The sequence below is a fragment of the Rossellomorea orangium genome (assembly GCF_019334305.1).
GTDB lineage: Bacteria > Bacillota > Bacilli > Bacillales > Bacillaceae_B > Rossellomorea.
Genome location: NZ_JAHWGH010000008.1, coordinates 1 through 20,208, shown reverse-complemented (window position 1 = coordinate 20,208; position 20,208 = coordinate 1). Strand labels below are relative to the sequence as shown.

The 20,208-nt window shown below is 46.1% G+C and carries 23 protein-coding genes; 1 reads left to right on the top strand and 22 read right to left on the bottom strand.

Going from position 1 to position 20,208, the window contains the following annotated elements:
* Window positions 1-405: 405 nt before the first annotated feature.
* From KYJ26_RS03655 to KYJ26_RS03625, 7 genes are all read right to left on the bottom strand, one after another.
* Complete coding sequence (locus tag KYJ26_RS03655; RefSeq protein ID WP_060672665.1) at window positions 406-663, bottom strand: HPr family phosphocarrier protein; 258 nt, start codon at window positions 661-663, stop codon at window positions 406-408.
* Window positions 664-688: 25 nt separating this feature from the next.
* Window positions 689-1,636, bottom strand: coding sequence for a DNA-binding protein WhiA (gene whiA / locus KYJ26_RS03650; RefSeq protein WP_219166004.1), 948 nt, complete (start codon window positions 1,634-1,636; stop codon window positions 689-691).
* Between the two features lie 61 nt (window positions 1,637-1,697).
* A complete protein-coding gene (locus KYJ26_RS03645) occupies window positions 1,698-2,660 on the bottom strand; it encodes a gluconeogenesis factor YvcK family protein (protein ID WP_219166003.1) in 963 nt (320 codons plus the stop codon).
* Window positions 2,657-3,550: an RNase adapter RapZ gene (gene rapZ / locus KYJ26_RS03640; protein WP_219166001.1), complete on the bottom strand. Its 894-nt coding sequence runs from the start codon at window positions 3,548-3,550 to the stop codon at window positions 2,657-2,659. The genes KYJ26_RS03645 and rapZ overlap by 4 nt, the downstream gene beginning before the upstream one ends.
* Before the next feature lie 47 nt (window positions 3,551-3,597).
* A complete protein-coding gene (locus tag KYJ26_RS03635) occupies window positions 3,598-4,056 on the bottom strand; it encodes an 8-oxo-dGTP diphosphatase (RefSeq protein ID WP_206857391.1) in 459 nt (152 codons plus the stop codon).
* A gap of 424 nt (window positions 4,057-4,480) precedes the next feature.
* Window positions 4,481-5,197 carry a GDSL-type esterase/lipase family protein gene (locus KYJ26_RS03630; protein ID WP_219165999.1) on the bottom strand — a complete coding sequence of 239 codons (717 nt, stop codon included), beginning with the start codon at window positions 5,195-5,197 and terminating at the stop codon, window positions 4,481-4,483.
* A 357-nt stretch (window positions 5,198-5,554) separates the two neighbouring features.
* Window positions 5,555-5,869, bottom strand: a complete 315-nt coding sequence (locus KYJ26_RS03625) for a MerR family transcriptional regulator (RefSeq protein WP_219165998.1) — start codon at window positions 5,867-5,869, stop codon at window positions 5,555-5,557.
* Window positions 5,870-6,051: 182 nt separating this feature from the next.
* On the opposite strand from KYJ26_RS03625, the gene KYJ26_RS03620 reads away from it, so the two are divergent.
* Entirely contained in the window at window positions 6,052-6,204 is a 153-nt protein-coding gene (locus KYJ26_RS03620) for a Fur-regulated basic protein FbpA (protein WP_219165996.1), read from the top strand.
* Window positions 6,205-6,254: 50 nt separating this feature from the next.
* Here the strand turns inward: KYJ26_RS03620 and trxB are convergent, their stop codons facing one another.
* The 15 genes from trxB to hprK all read right to left on the bottom strand — a co-directional run bounded on the left by trxB (window position 6,255) and on the right by hprK (window position 19,918).
* Window positions 6,255-7,202, bottom strand: a complete 948-nt coding sequence (trxB, locus tag KYJ26_RS03615) for a thioredoxin-disulfide reductase (protein WP_219165994.1) — start codon at window positions 7,200-7,202, stop codon at window positions 6,255-6,257.
* 148 nt (window positions 7,203-7,350) lie between these two features.
* The gene (locus KYJ26_RS03610; RefSeq protein ID WP_219165993.1) at window positions 7,351-8,862 is read right to left on the bottom strand and encodes a tetratricopeptide repeat protein; all 1,512 of its coding nucleotides are present in this window, start codon (window positions 8,860-8,862) and stop codon (window positions 7,351-7,353) included.
* A 123-nt stretch (window positions 8,863-8,985) separates the two neighbouring features.
* Entirely contained in the window at window positions 8,986-9,615 is a 630-nt protein-coding gene (hisIE, locus tag KYJ26_RS03605; protein ID WP_219165992.1) for a bifunctional phosphoribosyl-AMP cyclohydrolase/phosphoribosyl-ATP diphosphatase HisIE, read from the bottom strand.
* Window positions 9,612-10,370, bottom strand: coding sequence for an imidazole glycerol phosphate synthase subunit HisF (hisF, locus tag KYJ26_RS03600; RefSeq protein WP_219165991.1), 759 nt, complete (start codon window positions 10,368-10,370; stop codon window positions 9,612-9,614). The genes hisIE and hisF overlap by 4 nt, the downstream gene beginning before the upstream one ends.
* Window positions 10,364-11,098 carry a 1-(5-phosphoribosyl)-5-[(5-phosphoribosylamino)methylideneamino]imidazole-4-carboxamide isomerase gene (gene hisA, locus KYJ26_RS03595; RefSeq protein ID WP_219165989.1) on the bottom strand — a complete coding sequence of 245 codons (735 nt, stop codon included), beginning with the start codon at window positions 11,096-11,098 and terminating at the stop codon, window positions 10,364-10,366. The genes hisF and hisA overlap by 7 nt, the downstream gene beginning before the upstream one ends.
* Complete coding sequence (hisH, locus tag KYJ26_RS03590) at window positions 11,095-11,730, bottom strand: imidazole glycerol phosphate synthase subunit HisH (protein ID WP_219165987.1); 636 nt, start codon at window positions 11,728-11,730, stop codon at window positions 11,095-11,097. Before hisH ends, hisA begins: the two co-directional genes overlap by 4 nt.
* Before the next feature lie 3 nt (window positions 11,731-11,733).
* On the bottom strand, window positions 11,734-12,318 hold the full coding sequence (gene hisB / locus KYJ26_RS03585; protein WP_219166350.1) for an imidazoleglycerol-phosphate dehydratase HisB: 585 nt from the start codon (window positions 12,316-12,318) through the stop codon (window positions 11,734-11,736).
* Between the two features lie 58 nt (window positions 12,319-12,376).
* Window positions 12,377-13,651: a histidinol dehydrogenase gene (gene hisD, locus KYJ26_RS03580; RefSeq protein ID WP_219165986.1), complete on the bottom strand. Its 1,275-nt coding sequence runs from the start codon at window positions 13,649-13,651 to the stop codon at window positions 12,377-12,379.
* A 169-nt stretch (window positions 13,652-13,820) separates the two neighbouring features.
* Window positions 13,821-14,444 carry an ATP phosphoribosyltransferase gene (gene hisG, locus KYJ26_RS03575; RefSeq protein ID WP_226676239.1) on the bottom strand — a complete coding sequence of 208 codons (624 nt, stop codon included), beginning with the start codon at window positions 14,442-14,444 and terminating at the stop codon, window positions 13,821-13,823.
* A complete protein-coding gene (locus KYJ26_RS03570) occupies window positions 14,441-15,628 on the bottom strand; it encodes an ATP phosphoribosyltransferase regulatory subunit (protein ID WP_219165985.1) in 1,188 nt (395 codons plus the stop codon). Before KYJ26_RS03570 ends, hisG begins: the two co-directional genes overlap by 4 nt.
* Before the next feature lie 307 nt (window positions 15,629-15,935).
* Window positions 15,936-16,475, bottom strand: a complete 540-nt coding sequence (locus KYJ26_RS03565) for an acyltransferase (RefSeq protein ID WP_206857421.1) — start codon at window positions 16,473-16,475, stop codon at window positions 15,936-15,938.
* Window positions 16,472-17,122, bottom strand: a complete 651-nt coding sequence (gene ppaX, locus KYJ26_RS03560) for a pyrophosphatase PpaX (protein WP_219165984.1) — start codon at window positions 17,120-17,122, stop codon at window positions 16,472-16,474. Before ppaX ends, KYJ26_RS03565 begins: the two co-directional genes overlap by 4 nt.
* Window positions 17,094-18,059 carry a nucleoside recognition domain-containing protein gene (locus KYJ26_RS03555; protein ID WP_219165982.1) on the bottom strand — a complete coding sequence of 322 codons (966 nt, stop codon included), beginning with the start codon at window positions 18,057-18,059 and terminating at the stop codon, window positions 17,094-17,096. The genes ppaX and KYJ26_RS03555 overlap by 29 nt, the downstream gene beginning before the upstream one ends.
* A 19-nt stretch (window positions 18,060-18,078) precedes the next feature.
* Window positions 18,079-18,915 carry a prolipoprotein diacylglyceryl transferase gene (gene lgt / locus KYJ26_RS03550; RefSeq protein WP_219165981.1) on the bottom strand — a complete coding sequence of 279 codons (837 nt, stop codon included), beginning with the start codon at window positions 18,913-18,915 and terminating at the stop codon, window positions 18,079-18,081.
* A 67-nt stretch (window positions 18,916-18,982) separates the two neighbouring features.
* Window positions 18,983-19,918 carry an HPr(Ser) kinase/phosphatase gene (hprK, locus tag KYJ26_RS03545; RefSeq protein WP_219165980.1) on the bottom strand — a complete coding sequence of 312 codons (936 nt, stop codon included), beginning with the start codon at window positions 19,916-19,918 and terminating at the stop codon, window positions 18,983-18,985.
* Window positions 19,919-20,208: the final 290 nt, after the last annotated feature.

The following is a 20,208-nucleotide window of genomic DNA, read 5'->3' as shown; positions in this document are numbered from 1 at the left end:
TCTTTATTTATCCTGAAAAGTACAATGTATCAGAAAAATGGAAAGACATCCATTGGAGATGTGAAATTATTGGAAAATAAGTTCGAATGGATTAGTTGCTTATTATTAATTTTTGACATCCATTTGTTGGTTGAACAAGCTACATGAGCATCTTTGTAAAGATTGGACCGTTTCTTTCCGGCGGGGAGGAAAGTGCCCTGTGGTCTACACTCTGAATGTTCTATAAAGAATGAAGAAAAGATAGTCGATACTAGTTTATGCACCTCAAAACCCTTATTCTATGACAATTTTCGAATCAGAATAGTTCACAATTCCTCTATCCGAACGAATACATTTAGGTAGTTTAAAAACATATAAAAAAGCCGATGACCACTCCCCGGTCATCGGCTTTTTGTGAAGTTGATTTTATGCTTCTTTTTGGACGAAGCCTTCGAGGGCTACAAGGGCTTCTTCTTCGTCGCTTCCGTCTGCTACCAGTGTGATGGCAGAGCCGGTGGAGATGGCCAGGCTCATGAGGCCCATGATGCTTTTCGCATTGACCTTTTTACCGTCCTTTTCCAAGAAGATTTCAGATGAGAAACGGTTTGCCTCCTGTACGAATAATGCCGCTGGTCTTGCTTGAAGACCTGTCTTCAATTTCACTTCCACTTGTTTTTCCACCATGATCATTTCTCCCCTTTGTCCTTAATTAGGTATTCAGCTTCTCACCCGCTCTTAACTTTTCTGCAAGCTGATCGATTTTCCGTAAGCGGTGATTAATCCCAGATTTACTGATGGTGCCGCCTGACACCATTTCCCCAAGTTCTTTCAATGTGACATCTTGATAATTCACCCGCAGCTCGGCTATCTCCCTTAATTTATCGGGTAAAACCTGTAATCCTACATGTTTTTCAATAAACTTAATGTTTTCAACCTGCCTTAAAGCTGCACCAATAGTTTTATTCAAATTAGCCGTCTCGCAATTCACCAGACGATTAACGGAATTTCTCATATCCCGGACAATCCGGACATCCTCGAATCGAAGGAGAGCATTATGTGCACCTATGATATTCAGGAATTCCGTGATTTTCTCCGCTTCCTTCAAGTACGTAATGAATCCTTTCTTTCTTTCAAGGGTCTTACTATTTAACCCGAAGGAATTCATCAGTTCGGACAACGCTTCGTTGTGTTCGGAATAAAGAGAAAAAATTTCTAAATGATACGATGACGTTTCCGGGTTGTTGACCGAACCTCCTGCTAGGAACGCTCCCCTTAAATACGAGCGCCTACAGCATTTCTTCTTGATCAGGTCTTCGGATATATTATGAATAAAGGTGAAATGTTCACCCAGTATTTTCAAGTCCTCGAGGATCATCTTTGTATCTTCTTTGATTCGTACAATATAGACATTGTTCTTCTTCAGCCGCATCTTTTTTCTCACCAGAAGCTCTACCGGGGTGTCGTACCCTTTTTTAATCAATGTATAGATCCTTCTGGCAATGGCGGCGTTTTCGGTTTGAATATTGACGACGAGCATTTGATTCGAGAAGGACAATGAACCATTCATTCGAATCAATGCGGAAAGCTCTGCATTTGCACAGCAATCTTTCACTTCAATATTGGTCAGTTCTTTTTTTGTTTCGGACGCAAACGACATCCCCATCACCTCCTAGCAAACGCTTGCACAACCTTATACACAAGAAATTTTCGTTACTGTATCAGGTTGTTGATTCTTTCAAGTAAGAATAAATGATATCCGCGACTTTCTCTGTATTATGACGAACAAAATGGTTGTCATAAGAGAGAATTTCTTCAGCGATCACTTCCAGTCCCATGGATCTCAATTTATCCACATCAAAGTGGACGGGGCTCGCCTGCTCTTCATTATATCGGACCTGCACCTCTTTAGGTACCTGCTTTTTATTCACCAGGATATAATCGATGCTCGGTGTCTCCAGATGATCGTACAATGCCTTAACGTGATCGCTTGCGGAATAATCCAGGGTTTCCCCGGCCTGTGTCATGATGTTGCAAATATACATTTTCTTCGCATCTGCTCTGCATACCGCTTCACCAATGCCCGGGACAAGAAGATTCGGTAAGATACTAGTATATAGGCTTCCCGGTCCCATCACAATTAAATCGGCTTCCTTGATGGCACGCAGGGTTTCACCTAATGCCTTGATGCTGTCGGGCTTCAGAAAGACACGCTTGATCTTCTTCCCTGCTTTCGGGATGGCAGACTCGCCCGTCACAATCGTCCCATCTTCCATTTCAGCCTTCAGGATGACACTCTGATTCGCCGATGGAAGCACCTTGCCCTTTACATTCAACACCCTGCTCATTTCCTGGATCGCATGGACAAAGTCCCCTGTAATGGAGGCGAGTGCCGCGATGATCAGGTTTCCCAGGGCATGACCGGAAAGCTCATTCGTCGTTTCAAAACGATGCTGAAACATTTGTTCAACCAGTGGCTCTACTTCTGAAAGTGCAGCCAGGACATTCCGTATATCTCCCGGAGGCGGAATATCCAAACTGTCCCGCAAACGGCCGGAACTGCCACCGTCATCTGCAACGGTGACAATGGCCGATATATCAATCGGGTGTCGTTTCAATCCCCGGAGCAGGACCGGTAATCCGGTTCCTCCCCCGATCACGACGACCTTGGGTGTATGTGTCATGTTGTTAGACCCTTTCTCTTCTGAATGTCTCGATGAGAAATTTTAGTTTGGTAGTCTTTTTCAAAATGATGTCCAAGATACTCTGCCAACGCAACCGAGCGGTGCTGCCCGCCTGTACATCCAATCGCCACTACAAGCTGGCTCTTACCTTCCCGCTTGTACTGGGGAAGCATGAACGCCAATAAGTCGGTTACCTTTTCGATGAATTTATTCGTTTCATTCCATTTCAACACATAGGTGGACACTTCTTCATCCAACCCCGTTTTCGGTCTCATATGATCGATATAATGAGGGTTTGGGAGGAATCGTACATCAAACACCAGATCGGCATCGATGGGAATCCCGTGCTTAAAACCGAATGATACAACGTTCACCGTGAAAATCGTCTTCTTATTCACCGAGAATTCCGTTAGAATCTTTTCCCGAAGCTCACGCGGCTTCATCGTTGATGTTGTATAAATTAATTGGGCACGCCCTTTTAACTCCTCAAGCAGCTCTCTCTCCTGACGAATCCCTTCAAGGGGCAAACCTGAAGGTGCCAATGGATGGGAACGGCGTGTTTCCTTATATCGTCTGACAAGGGAAGCATCATCTGCATCCAAATAGAGGATCTGTGGGGATACCCATGAGGTTTCCGCCAGTTCATCCAAAGCTTTGAATAAATGATCGAAGAATTCCCTTCCCCTAAGGTCCATGACGAGGGCGACCTTATTCATTTTATTACCGGACTCTTTCATCAGTTCCAAAAACTTTGGCAGAAGAGTGGGTGGCAGATTGTCCACACAGAAGAACCCTAAATCCTCAAAGCTCTGAATCGCTACGGTTTTGCCGGCTCCGGACATCCCTGTTATGATGACCAATTGAACATCGTTTGTCGAACCTGTACTCATACTCTTCCCCCACCTTAATCATAATGTTCTATATAAAAGCTTGTTGTTTAACTTGGATCCAGTCGATAAGACAATAATTTGAAATCGGGAGTATACGTAAACGTTCCATAAATCGTATTCTTTCCGTGTAAAAGGTAGTCCAGAATATGATAATCTCCTTCAGCCATCGGAAGATTCTTGATCTCTTCAATCGGATGCCATTTAATCTTGCCTTCTTCTGATTCCTGAAGATTGACTCCGTCTGCTTCTGTTGCGAAGAAAGAAAACATCATCCACTCGGAGACGATTTGGTCGCCGTCTTTAATAATGAATGTAAAAACGCCTTTCAGATCGGGATTCTTCAAGTAGATTCCCGTTTCCTCACGATACTCACGAATGACGGCATCCCTGATCGATTCACCCGACTCCATCTTTCCACCTGGAGCGACCCACCAGTTCCGTCTTGGCTTTTGGAGAAGGAGCACCTTGTCTCCATCCAGATATAAACAATTTGTGACACGTTGCACTACCTTCACCTCAATCTTGATGATTCGGGATCTATGCATCCATCCCATTTACAGTCTATCTCATTCCTTACATTATACTATGATTGTAGACAAGCTACAATGTCTCCGCTTGTTGATGAGATTGTCGAATGGAATCGAAATATATTAGGACAGGTTTTGACACGGGGAGGTATTCCAATAAATTGGTACAGGACCTGAAGAATCACTGTAACAGGAAAAAAGGCAAAAAAATAGACACAGGCGATTCCTGTGTCGTCTACGGGATTTATTACTTAAAAGGGGGTCAATTTCTTATTTTCTATAATACCCGAAAATTGTTTCACTAGTGTTACAACAGATTTAAAACGGTATTACGGAATGTTAATGTTTCCAAGAGAATTTTACAAACCCTCTCGAATGCCCTCGAATCCTGTCAATATACAGGTTAAAAGTCATAGTTCTTCATAATCTGATGTGCGATTAACTCGTAGCCTTTCCCATTAGGGTGAAGGGAATCATGAAAGTAAACCTCTTTGGACTTCCCTTTGAATAACGGATTCGTCGAAACGTATTTTACGTTCTCATGTTGCTCGGCTTCCTTCATCATGGACTTATTCCAATCGTCCACATACGCTTCGATCTTATCGCTGTCTTTGTCCGGATATGGATTGTACAGCCCCAACACGATGATGTCCGCTTTTTTGCTTGCTGTCCCGACAATATTCAGGATTTTATCCAAATGGTCGAGATAGTCTTTTTTTGCATCCATGATTTCGTCATGATGCAAAGGGAACAGATCTCCACCATTGTTCTTGATTAAATCATTGGTTCCGATGTTGATAATATACACGTCCGCTTCACTCAAATCCTCGGCAACGTCCGGCTTCACGATTTGTGCGAGCAGCTGATCCGACTGCTGACCCGGCACTCCGAGGTTTTGAAAATGATACGACATCTTCGTCTGTTCTTTATTCACCTTTTCTTCTAAACGCCCGATATAACCCGATTCCTTTTTATCACCATACCCATAAGTAAGTGAATCGCCTAATGCAATGACGCGCTTTTTGGAGGATGACTCTGTCTCATCCGCGAAAAAACTGAAATAGACGATGGGGATTAGTGCAAATACTGCGGCGATTGCTGCGAATTTCATTACTTTCATAGTTGATCCGACCTTCCGAAATAAACTGAGATGACTTTCATAATAGTCGTTATTCCCTGTTGGAAGGGTTGTAATCCTGTTTATTTTTGGAAGGTAAACTAGATAGGTTGAAGTTGATGGTTTGTTTGGCGAAATTGTTATGGAAGTCATACAAATAAGGGTATTTATAGATGGCAAGTCGGAAAAATCCGGCCGTTTTTGCCGAAAATCCAGCCGAAACAAGAGTAAATCCAGCGGTTTTGGAAATGAATCCAGCCGAAATCCAATGAAAACCAGCCGATTAACTTTTTTTACCAAAACCTTAACGCTACATACCCCCACCAATCGAAAGTCATCATCCAGAGGTCCGTCCCTCATTTATTTCTTCTGCACCCCGAAACGCGCATTCAGCTGACCTTTGATCATTTTCTGTTTGGCTTCTTTTCTCTCTTTTCTCGTTAGTTCATGTTTGATTTCTTTGGTTGTGACTCCTTCTTCACGCTGGTCGGCGATATCCATCAATCGTTCCACATCGGAGAATGAGTATTTTCGATATCCCCGGTTGGAGCGCTGAGGAAAGATCAAATTCTTCTCTTCATAATAGCGGATTTTCCTCTCGGTCAAACCGGTCAGTTCGCTCACGACTCCGATGGATATTACTTTTTTATCCTTATAGGAAGGTTCATTGTCCACGATCTTCTCATCCTCCTAAGCAGGGAATATCTTGATTATACATGTCTTCTCCTGCTATTTGGACTGTTATGTTAGAAAACCTGACAAAGAATTCTAAATTGGTAGAAAACTTAACAAAGTAGATGTTTTCCCTCTTTATTCCCCTTACACTACCAATAAGAGTCCAAAAGGAGTGAACACATATGCCATTTTTACGTGAAGCCGTTGAACGTGAGAGACAGCAATTGATTCGTCGGTTAGTAGAAGCAGGTGTTTACAAGCCATGTGATGAACGGTTGAAGAAGTTGACGCTGTCGGAACTCGTGTATGTGTTTAACAAACATAAGAAGAATTGACCTATAAAAAAAGCCCTACGAAGGGATCCCTTTCGTAAGGCTTTCTTACATTAACCGTTTTTGACTTTTTCTTTCAGCTCTTCGATATAGTGCTGAGCTGTTTGAGCGGCGATACTGCCGTCACCTGTCGCTGTCACGATTTGACGGAGTTGTTTTTCACGAACATCGCCGGCTGCAAAGATTCCCGGAACCTTTGTTTCCATTTGTTCGTTCGTTTCAATGTATCCTTCAGAGTTGATGATTCCGAGGTTTGCAAATGGCTTCGTTAATGGAAGCATTCCGATATAGATGAAGACTCCGTCGGCCTGGAAATCCGTTTCTTTTCCATCTTCAGTTGACACAAGGGTCACGCTTCCCACTTTACCATCTTTGTCGTTGATTTCTTTCACAGTGTGATTCCAGATGAAATCAACTTTCTCGTTATCAAAGGCACGCTGTTGCAGGATTTTTTGAGCACGAAGCTCGTCACGACGGTGAACGATCGTCACTTTGTTAGCGAATCTCGTCAGGTAAACCCCTTCTTCAACAGCAGAGTCCCCTCCACCGACTACAACAAGGTCTTTTCCTTTAAAGAATGCTCCGTCACATACGGCACAGTAAGATACTCCGCGTCCGCCAAGCTCTTTCTCGCCTGGGACACCGATTTTCTTATATTCTGCACCTGTTGTGATGATAACGGCACGGGCCTTGAATTCTTTTGAACCGGTTTTGACGATTTTGAAATCCTCGCCGTCCACGATTTCCTTAATGTCTCCGTATGCGTACTCAGCACCGAATTTCTTAGCATGATCAAACATTTTATTAGAAAGGTCAGGTCCAAGAATATGGTCGAATCCTGGATAGTTCTCCACTTCTTCCGTATTCGCCATCTGTCCGCCCGGCACTCCTCTTTCAAGCATCAGCGTTGAAAGGCTCGCACGTGACGTATAAACGGCCGCAGTCATTCCTGCAGGGCCTGCACCTACGATGATTACATCATAAATTTTTTCTTCAGACATAGTGACATTCTCCTTCCGAATCAGTCGTAAGCAAATTCTTTATTAAATACTATGGTTAGAGGTTGTAATGGTGCTTAGCCTTCCATCCATAGTATTAACTTCCTACACCTATCCTATAAAAATTAGCGGCATATCGCCAAAAATATGCTCAAGGCAGGTAGCTTTCAACGACTGATATATATTTGCTTAATGTACTTGCGGATACATTGAACCGCTCGCACACCTGTTTCTTTGTGATCTTCTCATTTCGCAGGCGATTCCAGACGAACTCTGTAGCCGCTGCGAACGCTTTTGCATTCTTGAAGGTTTCACGTTCTTTGATTCCCCGGTAGGCAATCGTGAACCACGTCAGGAACAGGCCGGATTCCACACTTGTAATAGGCCGGTGACTTCCATAAAGGTGCAGGGCGACCTCGTGCATATTCTGGATTTCCTGATTCACTTTAATCGAACTTTTCCCATTGCTGTTCAACACCTGGGCGAGATATACCTTCTCAACGATCGACAGATCCTCTACATCGCAGAAATCTGCATGGGTCAGGATGGCCCTTTGATTATCAGAGATTGACGTCAGAAATAGACCGAATAATTTTTCCTCGGTATAGTCACTTTGAAGCTTTTTCAAAATCGATGTGACGTGATTTTCAAAGCCCTCCGCCTTTTTCTGATCGCCCCACGGCTCCTGTCCTTCTTTTTCAGGATTGAATTCCAGAACTTTTTTCCACGCTGTACGGGCTGTATCCCCGTGACCGGTCTCATGGGCAGAATAGGACAACCAGTAATAAAAGCTCGCATCTCCTTCAAATCCGATCTTTTGAAGGTATTTCAGCCAACCATACGCTTTCTTGGAATGACCGATCAGGGCAAAGGTCGCCCCGAGCTTATAACGGTGCTCATGAAGCAGGGGACGGACCTTCTCAAGCCCCTGGATCAATTCATCCAGCTCATCATGGCGCTTTTGATAGAAATAAAAAACGGCCGTGTTGCACAGGGCATGGAGATTTCCAGGATTCTTCTCTAGCACCTCTTCCAGTGTCGACGACGCTTTATCCACTTCGCCTAAATAGAAGTAGGCAAGAGCCAGATTATTATAGGCGGACCAGAATTCGGGATAGTCACGAATTACCTCCTGCAAGGTATCCACAGCTTTCTGGAAGTGGCCGGATTCGAGGAGCTCCCTCGCTTTTTCCTGTTGGACGATCAGCTCATCATGCTCATATAAATCGTCCACGATCAAATCGGAATCAAGCTCAAGAAGCTCCAATAAGTCTTCCGCATCTTCGACGAATTCGCCATATTCTTCTTTATCCAAGTAAGTGGAGACCTGTTCATACGCCTCTTTAAATAAGCCAAGGTGGGCATAATTATTGGCTAAGAAGTAATGGCATTCTGACATACGGGGATCCAGATCCTCCAGTATGTTATGCAGTAAATCATTGGAACGCTTGTATTCCCCAAGCTCTGTATACACAATCGATAATTGACAGGCAATCATCGGTTCGATCGGTTCTAATTGAAATGCTCTATTTAAATATTTTAACGATTTCTTAAGCTCACGACGTTGATAAGCTTTCATCCCTTTATTGTAGTAATATTCGCCAGTAGGGACAAAAGACAACACTTTCGCTTCTTCACTACTTAATTTTGACCCTTTTCTCATCAAAGTCCTCCGAAACGTTCATAGTATAACTACAGTAGTATATCATACAATACCCCCGTACTAAACTACCATATTTTGAGGGACGGACCTTCGCGCACGCGCGAAGGTCCGTCCCTCAGGGTGTTATTTATTATGACGTTCCACGAGGACGCCCAACACGTCTTGCAGTGGAAGTTTTTGTTCTCTTAGAAGGACGAGTACGTGGTAAAAGAGGTCTGCGACTTCCCATTTCAATTCTTCACTGTCCCTGTTTTTGGCCGCGATGATCACTTCTGATGCTTCTTCGCCTACTTTTTTAAGGATCTTATCGACTCCTTCTTCAAATAGGTAAGTGGTGTAGGCTCCTTCCGGCCGCTCTTTTTCACGATTTCCAATGAGTTTCTCAAGAGTAAGGAGGATGTTTTCTGTTGATGAGTTCCCCTCACCTAGCACATTTTCATGAAAGCAACTTTCTTCTCCTTTATGGCAGGCAGGCCCTTTCTTATCAACCAGGACTAGAAGGGCATCACGATCGCAGTCCCACGTAATATTCTTGACTTTCTGGGTGTTGCCGCTCGTTTCTCCTTTATGCCACAGCTCTTGGCGTGAACGGGAATAAAACCAGGTTTCCCCGGTCTCCACGGTTTTCTTGAGAGACGTTTCGTTCATATACGCCAGTGTCAGGACATCCTTCGTTTCAGCATCCTGGATGATGGCAGGCACCAGTCCTTTGTCATCAAACTTCACGGATGTCATCCAATCATTATTTGTCATCGTACGTGCACCTCCTGTTCTCTTAAATAACTCTTCACTTCTTCTACACTCGTTTCTTTATAATGAAAGATGGAGGCAGCTAATGCCGCATCGGCTTTGCCTTCTGTAAACACTTCTTTGAAGTGACCCGCATTTCCTGCTCCGCCTGAAGCGATCACAGGAATCGATACGGCTTCGCTGACCGCCTTCGTCAGAGCCAGATTGAACCCTTGCTTCTCCCCATCACTATCCATGCTGGTAAGCAGGATTTCTCCTGCACCGAGGGACTCCACTTCCTTTGCCCATTCAACGGCATCGAGATCTTTCAGCTTTCTTCCGCCGTGGGTATATACCTTCCATCCGCTGCTTCCTTCATCGTACTTGGCATCGATCGCCACGACGATACATTGCGATCCGAAATAATTGGCCCCTTCACGGACAAGTTCGGGACGTAGTACAGCGGCTGTGTTTAGGGACACCTTATCTGCCCCTGCCCGGAGGATCGCTTTCATATCCTCCACTGAATTGATTCCACCGCCGACGGTAAAGGGAATTGCCAGTTCCGCTGCCACATGCTGAACGACCTCCACCATGGTCTTACGGCCTTCGTGGGATGCAGAAATATCGAGGAAAACAAGCTCGTCCGCCCCCTGCTTATCATAGACTTTCGCAAGTTCAACGGGATCTCCTGCATCGCGGAGTTCCACAAACTGAATTCCTTTTACCACCCTGCCATCTTTCACATCCAGGCAGGGAACGATTCGTTTCGTTAACATGACTTCACCTCATTTACGGCCTCACTCACAGTGAATTTCCCAGTGTAAATCGATTTCCCGCAAATGGCACCGGATACGCCCCGGGATTCGTATTGCTTTAATGTCTTTAGATCGTCCAGCGAGCTAATGCCTCCAGACGCAATCACTGATTTTCCCGTTTGTTCAGCAAGATCCACCACTGCTTCTACATTGGGACCAGATAGCATTCCGTCTGTGGCAATATCAGTAAAGATGAACGTTTCGGCCCCGGCAGCCGCTAATTCTTTTCCAAGATCGACGGCTTTAAGGCCAGACGTTTCCAGCCAGCCGTGGGTTGCCACATAACCATCCTTCGCATCGAGTCCAATCGCTATCTTATCCCCGTACTCCGACAGCCATTCCTTTACCAACTCTGTATTTGAAACGGCGATGCTTCCTATGATCACTCGGTCGACACCCCGGTTCAAATAATGTTCGATATCTTCTTTGGAGCGTATGCCACCGCCTATTTGAACCTTTGCATGAAGTTTTTCTGCCACGGCAATGACGAATTCATCGTTGATCCTGGAGCCTTCCTTTGCCCCATCGAGGTCTACCATGTGGATCCATTCCGCTCCTTCATTAACGAATTTCTTTGCCATGTCAAAGGGAGAGTCACCATACACCGTTTCTTGATTATAATCTCCTTGGACTAGACGGACACATTTCCCGCCCCGCATATCGATGGCTGGATAAATCGTAAAACTCATGAGACCGCCTCCTTCACCCGTTTTGTAAAGTTTTCTAACAGCTGCATGCCCAGCTCACCGCTTTTTTCCGGGTGAAACTGCATGCCATATATATTTTCCCTGCTGACGACGGCCGGGATTTCGACTCCTGCATAGTTAGCACTTGCCACAATCACGTCTTTTGATCCTTCATGCACATAGTAGGAATGGACGAAATATACATAACCTTCTGTTACCCCTTCTAAAAGAGGTGAATTCTTCTGATAACGGAGTAGATTCCAACCCATGTGCGGAACTTTATAAGCATTTCCCTGACTGTCTTGCTTCGGGATGTGGAGCACCTCACCCGGCAGAAGGGATAACCCTTTTGTTGAACCATTCTCCTTGCTTTCTTCAAATAAAAGCTGCATGCCCAAACAAATGCCGAGAAGCGGCTTCCCGCTATCTGCAAATGTCATGATGGTCTCTTTCAAGTGGGTGGTTTCAAGCAGATTCATGGCATCTTTAAATGCCCCTACCCCCGGTAAAATCAACCCGTCCGCCTTTAGTAATTCTTCCTGTACATCACTGATGAAGTAAGGGACGTTCAAGCGTTCCAATGCTTTACTGACGCTGAACAGATTCCCCATCCCATAATCCACAATACCGATCATGAATTATAACATCCCCTTCGTAGACGGAATCCCTTTGACACGGGGATCGACCGTCGTTGCTTCGTCCAATGCTCGGCCGAGGGCTTTGAAGATCGCTTCAATGATATGGTGGGTGTTGTGGCCATAATGAACGATGACGTGCAGATTCATCCGGGCTTCAAGGGCAAGTTTCCATAGGAATTCGTGAACGAGTTCCGTATCAAACGTACCGACTTTCTGGCTTGGGAGTTCTGCACGGAATTCAAGATGAGGACGGTTACTCAAGTCCACCACAACCTGAGCGAGGGCTTCATCCATCGGTACCATGGCTGATCCGTACCGTTTGATTCCTTTTTTGTCTCCCAGGGACTCCAGTAGTGCCTGACCCAAACAAATGCCGATATCTTCTGTCGTATGGTGATCATCGACCTCCGTATCTCCATTCGCATCTATCGTACAATCGAATTGTCCATGCTTCGTGAACAAATCCAGCATATGACTCATGAACGGGACGCCCGTCTCGATCTTTGCGTTTCCTTCCCCATCAATTCCAAAACTCAAGCGAATATCTGTCTCATTCGTCTTACGCACAACCTCTGCACTTCTCAACATGATGTCCTCCTTTTTGGAGGGACGGACCTCCCGTGGGGAGGTCCGTCCCTCTTCCTTATTTCTCTTTATTGAATCGAATCTCCACAGCCCTTGCGTGGGCCTCGAGCCCTTCTAACCGGGCAAGCTTCGCGATTTTGTCATAGTTTTGTTGCAGTGCTGTTTCACTGTAGGAAATCACACTCGTCTTCTTCATGAATTCGTCCACATTCAATGGACTTGAGAAACGGGCTGTCCCGTTCGTCGGCAGTACATGATTGGGACCTGCGAAATAGTCACCGACCGGCTCCGAGCTGTATCGTCCCAGGAAGATCGCGCCGGCATGGCGGATTTTAGCCATTGTTTCGAAGGGCTTCTCCGTCAGGATTTCCAGATGCTCCGCCGCAAGTTCATTGACGAGAGCAATCCCTTCCTCTATGTCTCCCGTTACATAGATGGCACCAAAGTTCGTGATGGATTCACGGGCGATCCCTTCACGAGGAAGAGTGGAAAGTTGCCGCTCAACCTGAGAGGAAACTTCTTCGGCAAGGGTCGATGAATTCGTCACCAGGACGGCAGACGCCAGTACATCATGCTCTGCCTGTGAAAGGAGATCCGCTGCGATTTCGTCAGCACGCTGATGTTCGTCAGCTAAGATCACGATTTCACTCGGACCTGCAATCATGTCGATATCCACATCGCCGAACACTTCACGTTTGGCCAGGGCGACGAAGATGTTTCCCGGCCCCGTTATTTTATCGACAGGAGCGATTGATTCCGTTCCGTACGCCAGTGCGGCAACAGCTTGTGCACCTCCGACTTTGAAGATCTCCTTCACCCCGGCGATCCTTGCTGCCACGAGCACACCCGGAGATAAACGTCCATCACGACCTGGAGGGGAAACCATCGTAATCCGTTCGACTCCCGCCACTCTTGCCGGAAGTACATTCATCAATACGGATGACGGATAGGCTGCCGTTCCCCCCGGTACGTACACACCCACTGAATCAAGGGGAGTCAGCTTTTGACCAAGCATCGTGCCGTTCTCATCCGTTGTGAACCATGAAGATCTCTTTTGCTCCCTGTGGAATCCACGAATATTATCCGCGGCTTCCTCAATGATCGAAATCATCTCGGAATCCAGTGATGAGAAGGCTTCCTCGATTTCACTCTCAGATACTTTATAATCCTCCAGGGACACGCCATCGAATTTCTCCGTAAACCCTCTGACCGACTTATCCCCATCCTTCTGCACAGAAGCGATGATCTCCTGAACCGCTCTCCTCTGTTCCTCCGTACCACTATCGACAGAGCGCTTGATCGACGCTCCCTTTAAATCCTTCATAATCTTCACAGAATTCACCAACCTTTTAGAGGGACGGACCTGCAATCAGGACCGGCTTCCCTATGTAATCTCTATTTAGAGGGACGGACCTCGAATTTCCACAAGTATCCGTCCCGAAAGCTTCTTTAATGCCTGCCAACACTACATTCCGGACTCAAAGAAGAGAGGTCCGTCCCTCTCACCCGATGATGCGTGTCAACCGGTTGACGAGGTCTTCGATTTTTTCGTCTTTCATCCTGTAGCTGACGGGATTGACGATGAGGCGGGAGGTGATGCCGACGATGGTTTCGTATTCCACCAGTCCGTTTTCCTTCAGGGTGCGACCTGTCGAAACGATATCGACGATGCGGTCAGCGAGCCCGATTAACGGTGCAAGCTCGATGGAACCGTTTAGCTTAATGATTTCAACCTGTTCGCCCTGTTCGCGGAAATAAGAAGAAGCGACATTCGGATACTTGGTTGCAATCTTCGGTGCCACATCGCTCATCTTCGTATCCGGCAGCCCCGCTACCGCCAGGTAACACCCGCTGATCCTTAGATCCAGCAGCTCATAGACATCCCGCTCTTCTTCCAGCATGACATCCTTTCCGGCAATCCCTAAATCAGCTACCCCGTGTTCCACATACGTCGGAACATCCATGGGCTTTGCGAGGATGAAACGAAGGTCCTCCTCGGGTACTTCAATGATGAGCTTTCTTGAATCATCAAATTCAGGGGGCAGATTATAATCAGCCTTCCTTAATAGTTCCACTGCTTCCTCGAATATCCTGCCTTTTGGCATGGCAATCGTTAATGCACTCATGATGATTCACCGCCTTTTCGGTCCTGTCCAACTACGAAGTGGACATTACTGAACCCCTTCGTAAACTCGTCCACATCGCCTACGCCCTTCCAGTTCTGGAGAACAACCTCGTTTCCTTCATTTCTTAGATCCCGTGCGAGGCTTATGGCTTCTTTCCTGCGCTCATCGCTGAACAGCACACACTGTTGCAGAGTGGAAGACAATTCAACCTGCATGGCTTCCAGTACGTAATCCAGACGCAGTCCGAATCCCGTCGCCCCTGAATTTTTCCCGAATTTTTCAAGCAGCTTATTGTAACGTCCGCCATTTCCGATGGCAAAACCGACATTATCCCCGTACACTTCGAATAAGATGCCGGAATAATAGCTCATATGGCTGACAAGGCTCAAGTCGAATTTCACATATTGCTCCACTTCATAATCCCGTAAAATATTCCACAGATCGTTCAGCTGCTCCAATGCACGAAGCCCTCTTTCCCCTTCAAGGAGGCTGTGAGCTTCACCTAGCACATTTTCGGATCCCCGCAATTGCAGGAATCGGAAAAGCCGCTCTTTATCAATGGATGATAAAGCAAGCTCGTTGACATGTTGACGGTACCCGACATAGTTTTTCTCATATAAGTACCTTCTTAACGTATCTGCCCGTTCCTCGGTACCTACGATTTGAGTGAACAGCTCCTGAACAAAGCCGATATGACCGATGGAAATCTTGAAATGCTCCAATCCTGCTTCTTTCAAAACCGATACCATCAGGGCGATCACTTCGGCATCGGCGCTGACGGAATCGTCTCCGATGCATTCAATTCCCACCTGTTCAAATTCAGCCGGACGACCGCCTTCCCGCTGCTGGGCCCTGAATACGGAATTCGAATAAGCAAGTCTGAGCGGCGCTTCATCTTTTAATAATTTGGATGCGGCAATCCTGGCTATCGGAGCAGTCATATCCGGTCTCAACACAAGCGTATGCCCCTGTTGATCCAACAGTTTGAACAGCTGCTGATCCAGGATCGCCGACGCCTCGCCGACGGTCTCGTAGTATTCAAGACTCGGGGTTTCAATAAACTTGTAGCCCCAAAGCTTCATGGCGTTCTCCATCTTCTTTTTCGTCTGATCCTTGATTTCATATAAGTCAGGAAATGTATCTCTCATTCCCAATGGCTTCTCGAACATAAACAACTTAGTCATAAGAACCACCTTTGGCGTATTAATTCATCTATTTTTCCCCGTTTGAGGGATTGCTACTAATCCTCGATTATTCTGAAATCCTTTAGTTCGCTAATATGCTAATAAATTAAAGTTATTTGTAGTGTAGCGTTTCTTTTTTTATTCGTCAACCTTTTGGATGGGGATTTTCTGTAGTGGTGCCGGGTTATCTGCCAAATTTTATTTTTGTCTGACGTTTTCAAAATATATCTGCCATTTGACTAATCCCCTCCTCTTTCAAAAACAAAAAAAGGCAAAAATAGAATTCACTCTATCTTTGCCTTTTCCCTTATTCTTCTCTATTCAATCCATAAATGGCATCTTCCCGCCACCGTTCAGCCAGTTCATCTTTCGTATAAATGACTCTCATCGGGTTTCCCCCGACGAACGCACCATCAGGAACATCTTTATGTACAAGGGTCCCCGCCGACACGATGGCACCGTCACCGATTTTCACTCCCGGCAACACAGTTGTGTTGGCACCGATCATCACTTCGGATCCTATCTGGACGTCACCCAACCTGTACTCCTTAATCAAGTATTCATGGGCAAGAATCGTCGTATTATATCCGATGACCGTGTTGCGCCCCACTGAAATCTTCTCGGGGAACATCACATCGAGCATCACCATAAGAGCAAAGGAGGTATGCTCCCCGATTTTCATTCTCAGGAACGTCTTGTACAGCCAATTCTTCATTCCCAAAAAGGGGGTGTACCTCGCTAGTTGAATGACGATGAAATTTTTGACGACCTTCCCGAAAGGAACGGTTTTATACACATGCCAAAGGGAATTTGCTCCTTCTACAGGATAGCGGGTCGTCCGCCTCATGCCGTCGGTGCTCCCACAATCGCTAGTAAGTCCTTCATGTTTTCAAGCATGAAGTCCGGTTCGTAGTGGGCAAGGTGCTCCCTGCCCTTTGCACTCCAGGCAACTCCTGCCGACAGGACGCCTGCATTTTTCCCTGCCAGAATATCGTGGTGGTTGTCACCGATCATGATGGCTTCATCCGGTGAAGATCCCAAAGCGATCAACGCCTTTTCAATCGGTTCAGGATGGGGCTTCGCATTCTCCACCTCATCAAGTGTGATGACGACTTCAAAGAACGGACGGAGATTCATCAGATCCAGTCCTTTCAATACCACATCCCGGGTCTTTGTCGAGACAATCGCTAATTTGTAGCCATTTTGATAAAGCGACTCCACGGTTTCATATACCCCTTCAAACTCTGTCACCAGGGAATCATGATGCTCACGATTATAGGCACGGTAGTGGGCACACATCTCTTCCATTTTTTCAGGGTTCAAACTCCCGAATGACTCATCGAGGGGTGGTCCCATGAAAGGATGAACATCCTTTTCTTCATATTGTCCAGGGTAATAGTGATTCAATGTATGCAAGAAGGAGGAAATAATCAGATCATTCGTATTGATCAACGTTCCATCCAAGTCAAATAAGATTGTTGTAATCCTGCTCATAATGCAGCTCCTTTTCTTTCTTAGCATCGACTTTGTTCCAGAAATATGCCACGGCCATCGTTAACAGGATGGCCGTCACCAGCCTGATCAACAGTAATGGCAGTACAGGGATTCCAAGTGGAAGGAAGATCAATGTATCCTCCACCACCGCGTGACACGCCACTAAAAAGATGAAGGCGATCGTGACATCTTTCTTGCTGACCCCGTCTTCCTTGACCGCCTGGATCATGACGCCGGCCCCGTAAGCAAGACCGATGACGAGTCCTGCCACCATCGTGGACGACGTATTTTCATTCATCCCGAGTGCCCGTGTTGCAGGCGACATCCAGCGGGAAAAGACGTCCATCCATTTTAAGTCTCTCATCACCTGAATGATCATCATGAGGGGAATGACGATAAGGGCAAGCTGGAGGACTCCGAAACCTGCTTTTTCAAGGCCCATCAAGATGATCTCTCCCCATCCGTTTGGTTCTGTCTGCTGAGGAGGCATCATCCCATATTTCGCAATCTCCGAGCCGCCGCTCCATACTAAATTAATGACAATGGCAGATAGAAGAGCAAGTCCGACCCTCACGGCAATAATCAGCCAGATTTTCACCCCGACTTTTGAAGCGACCGTTGATTCGATAAAGAGATTGTGACAGAAAGAAAGCATCACCGCGATGATGAATACTTCCTTCACCGTTAAATCAAGGGACAATATTCCTCCTATTCCTGCATACAGGTTCAGGAAATTACCAAGCACCAGAGGAATGGCCGCATCACCTGAAAGACCGAGAAGCTTCATAAAAGGCGAAATCTTTTCCATGATCCATGGAAGGACCGGGGTGTATTGCAGCAGAAAGACGATCAGCGTGATCGGGAAAATGACTTTCCCCAATGACCACGTTGTTTTCAATCCTGTAAGCCCCCCATTTTTTAACGATGACATCCACATTCTTCTTACTCCCCTTCTCTTAAGCGTTCACCGTATCCGTTTTCTCATCATATGCCTTTTGGGCAAGACCTGCTTTTCTTCTATAAAAGAACACAGCGATTGCAGCGATGATCAGGACGATGGAAATTACCTGTGCGAAACGTAAAGATCCCAGCATCAGGCTGTCCGTTCTGAGCCCCTCTACAAAGAAGCGACCAATGGAATACCAGACGACATACGTTAGAAACAGTTCTCCCCGTCGCAGCCAGTCCGCCTTTCTTCTTAACACAAGAAGCAGGATCAGTCCGGCAAAGCTCCAAAGACTTTCATATAGGAAAGTAGGGTGATAATAGGTGCCATCGATATACATTTGATTGATGATGAAGTCAGGCAGCATCAAATTTTCAAGAAACGTACGGGACACCTCTCCACCATGTGCTTCCTGGTTGACAAAATTACCCCAGCGTCCGATGGCCTGACCGAGGATGATGCTTGGTGCTGCAATATCTGTCAGCTTCCAGAAGGATAATCCTTTCACTTTGGCAAAAATGACGGTCGTCACGACAGAACCAATCAACGCACCATGAATGGCAATCCCGCCATTCCACACTTTGATGATATCCCCTGGATGAGCGGCATAGTAATTATCCCACTCGAAAATGACATAATAAGCCCGGGCACATATGATGGCGATCGGAATCGCCCACACGAGCAAATCAATGAAAGTATCGGGATGAAGACCTAAGCGCTTGCTCTCACGAATGACTAAATAAAGTCCTATTGCAATGCCGAGTCCGATGATGACTCCATACCAGTGTACCTGGATCGGGCCGAGTGAAATGGCAATAGGATCGATCGGTGTAATATTCTCGTTCATTTTGTCTCTCCTTTTTTCGTCTAAGATACCATATGATGGTTAATGCGATTTATGTTTTATGTAAAGCTTAAATATCCTCATTTTCCCCATCTTCAATCACATCTGCCAAACGGTTCGTGAATTGTTCCGCTGCATTCACTCCCATACGTTTCAGACGGAAGTTCATGGCAGCCACTTCAATGATGACGGCAAGATTTCGTCCCGGACGGACAGGTACTGTATATTTCGTAATATCCGTATCGATGATTCTCATTTTCTCTTCTTCTAGTCCAAGGCGATCATACTGTTTCGTTTTATCCCATAGCTCAAGATTGATGCACAAGGTAATCCGTTTATAACTGCGGACCGCTCCGGCACCGAACAACGTCATCACATTGATGATGCCCAGTCCACGAATTTCCAGCAAATGTTCAATTAACTCAGGGGAGCTGCCGATCAGTGTATCCATGTCTTCCTGGCGGATCTCCACACAATCGTCGGCTACAAGGCGGTGTCCTCTCTTCACAAGCTCAAGGGCGGTTTCACTCTTCCCGACGCCGCTCTTACCCGTAATCAATACGCCGACTCCATAGATATCGACCAAAACACCATGGATTGCCGTTGTAGGAGCAAGCTTACTTTCCAAGTAATTGGTCAGCCTTGAAGAAAACCGGGTTGTCTTCATAGAAGAGCGCATGACAGGTACATCATAACGATTCGACGCTTCCACAAGCTCCGGCGGGATTTCAAGATCTCTTGAAATGATGATTCCAGGCGTAATATCCGTGCACAGAGCTTCCATTCTGCGCTTACGTTCTGCTTCATCCAGCAATTCCAGGAAGGAAAGCTCGGTTTTCCCTAATAATTGGATGCGTTCTGCAGGATAGTAGTTGAAATACCCGGCCATTTCGAGTCCCGGGCGTGAAATATCACTTGTTGTAATCGGTCTATGTAAACCTTCTTCTCCCCCGACAAGGTCCAAATTGAACTTCTCGACGATATCTTTTGTGCGAACTTTTGCCACAAGTAGCTCCTCCTTCACGTTACACTCGCTTCATATTTAATAATCGTTACGGTACTCTAACCTATTTTAGCAATTATGGAGAAAAGCGCAAGGTGGCCCACTTATGGACGTGGCTCCGCATATTAAACACAGCATGTGCACAAATTCCTTAATGCTGGAGATGGCGGCCAGTTTGTAAAGTCAGTGTTTACTTTTAAGTTGTGGTGCAGGAGGGTGAAGGGAACAGTCCCGCTTTCCACGGACGTTCGGCCGAGCCTCCTCAGCAAAAATCGCTTCCGGGGTCTCGGCAC

Bases quoted from the DNA above. Each gene is read 5' to 3' on its own strand.
- KYJ26_RS03655 (WP_060672665.1), bottom strand. From the start codon at position 663: ATGGTGGAAAAACAAGTGGAAGTGAAATTGAAGACAGGTCTTCAAGCA.
- whiA (WP_219166004.1), bottom strand. From the start codon at position 1,636: ATGTCGTTTGCGTCCGAAACAAAAAAAGAACTGACCAATATTGAAGTG.
- KYJ26_RS03645 (WP_219166003.1), bottom strand. From the start codon at position 2,660: ATGACACATACACCCAAGGTCGTCGTGATCGGGGGAGGAACCGGATTA.
- rapZ (WP_219166001.1), bottom strand. From the start codon at position 3,550: ATGAGTACAGGTTCGACAAACGATGTTCAATTGGTCATCATAACAGGG.
- KYJ26_RS03630 (WP_219165999.1), bottom strand. From the start codon at position 5,197: ATGAAAGTAATGAAATTCGCAGCAATCGCCGCAGTATTTGCACTAATC.
- KYJ26_RS03620 (WP_219165996.1), top strand. From the start codon at position 6,052: ATGCCATTTTTACGTGAAGCCGTTGAACGTGAGAGACAGCAATTGATT.
- trxB (WP_219165994.1), bottom strand. From the start codon at position 7,202: ATGTCTGAAGAAAAAATTTATGATGTAATCATCGTAGGTGCAGGCCCT.
- KYJ26_RS03610 (WP_219165993.1), bottom strand. From the start codon at position 8,862: ATGAGAAAAGGGTCAAAATTAAGTAGTGAAGAAGCGAAAGTGTTGTCT.
- hisIE (WP_219165992.1), bottom strand. From the start codon at position 9,615: ATGACAAATAATGATTGGATGACATCCGTGAAGTTTGATGACAAAGGA.
- hisF (WP_219165991.1), bottom strand. From the start codon at position 10,370: ATGTTAACGAAACGAATCGTTCCCTGCCTGGATGTGAAAGATGGCAGG.
- hisA (WP_219165989.1), bottom strand. From the start codon at position 11,098: ATGAGTTTTACGATTTATCCAGCCATCGATATGCGGGGCGGGAAATGT.
- hisH (WP_219165987.1), bottom strand. From the start codon at position 11,730: ATGATCGGTATTGTGGATTATGGGATGGGGAATCTGTTCAGCGTCAGT.
- hisG (WP_226676239.1), bottom strand. From the start codon at position 14,444: ATGAGTGCATTAACGATTGCCATGCCAAAAGGCAGGATATTCGAGGAA.
- KYJ26_RS03570 (WP_219165985.1), bottom strand. From the start codon at position 15,628: ATGACTAAGTTGTTTATGTTCGAGAAGCCATTGGGAATGAGAGATACA.
- KYJ26_RS03565 (WP_206857421.1), bottom strand. From the start codon at position 16,475: ATGAGGCGGACGACCCGCTATCCTGTAGAAGGAGCAAATTCCCTTTGG.
- ppaX (WP_219165984.1), bottom strand. From the start codon at position 17,122: ATGAGCAGGATTACAACAATCTTATTTGACTTGGATGGAACGTTGATC.
- KYJ26_RS03555 (WP_219165982.1), bottom strand. From the start codon at position 18,059: ATGTGGATGTCATCGTTAAAAAATGGGGGGCTTACAGGATTGAAAACA.
- lgt (WP_219165981.1), bottom strand. From the start codon at position 18,915: ATGAACGAGAATATTACACCGATCGATCCTATTGCCATTTCACTCGGC.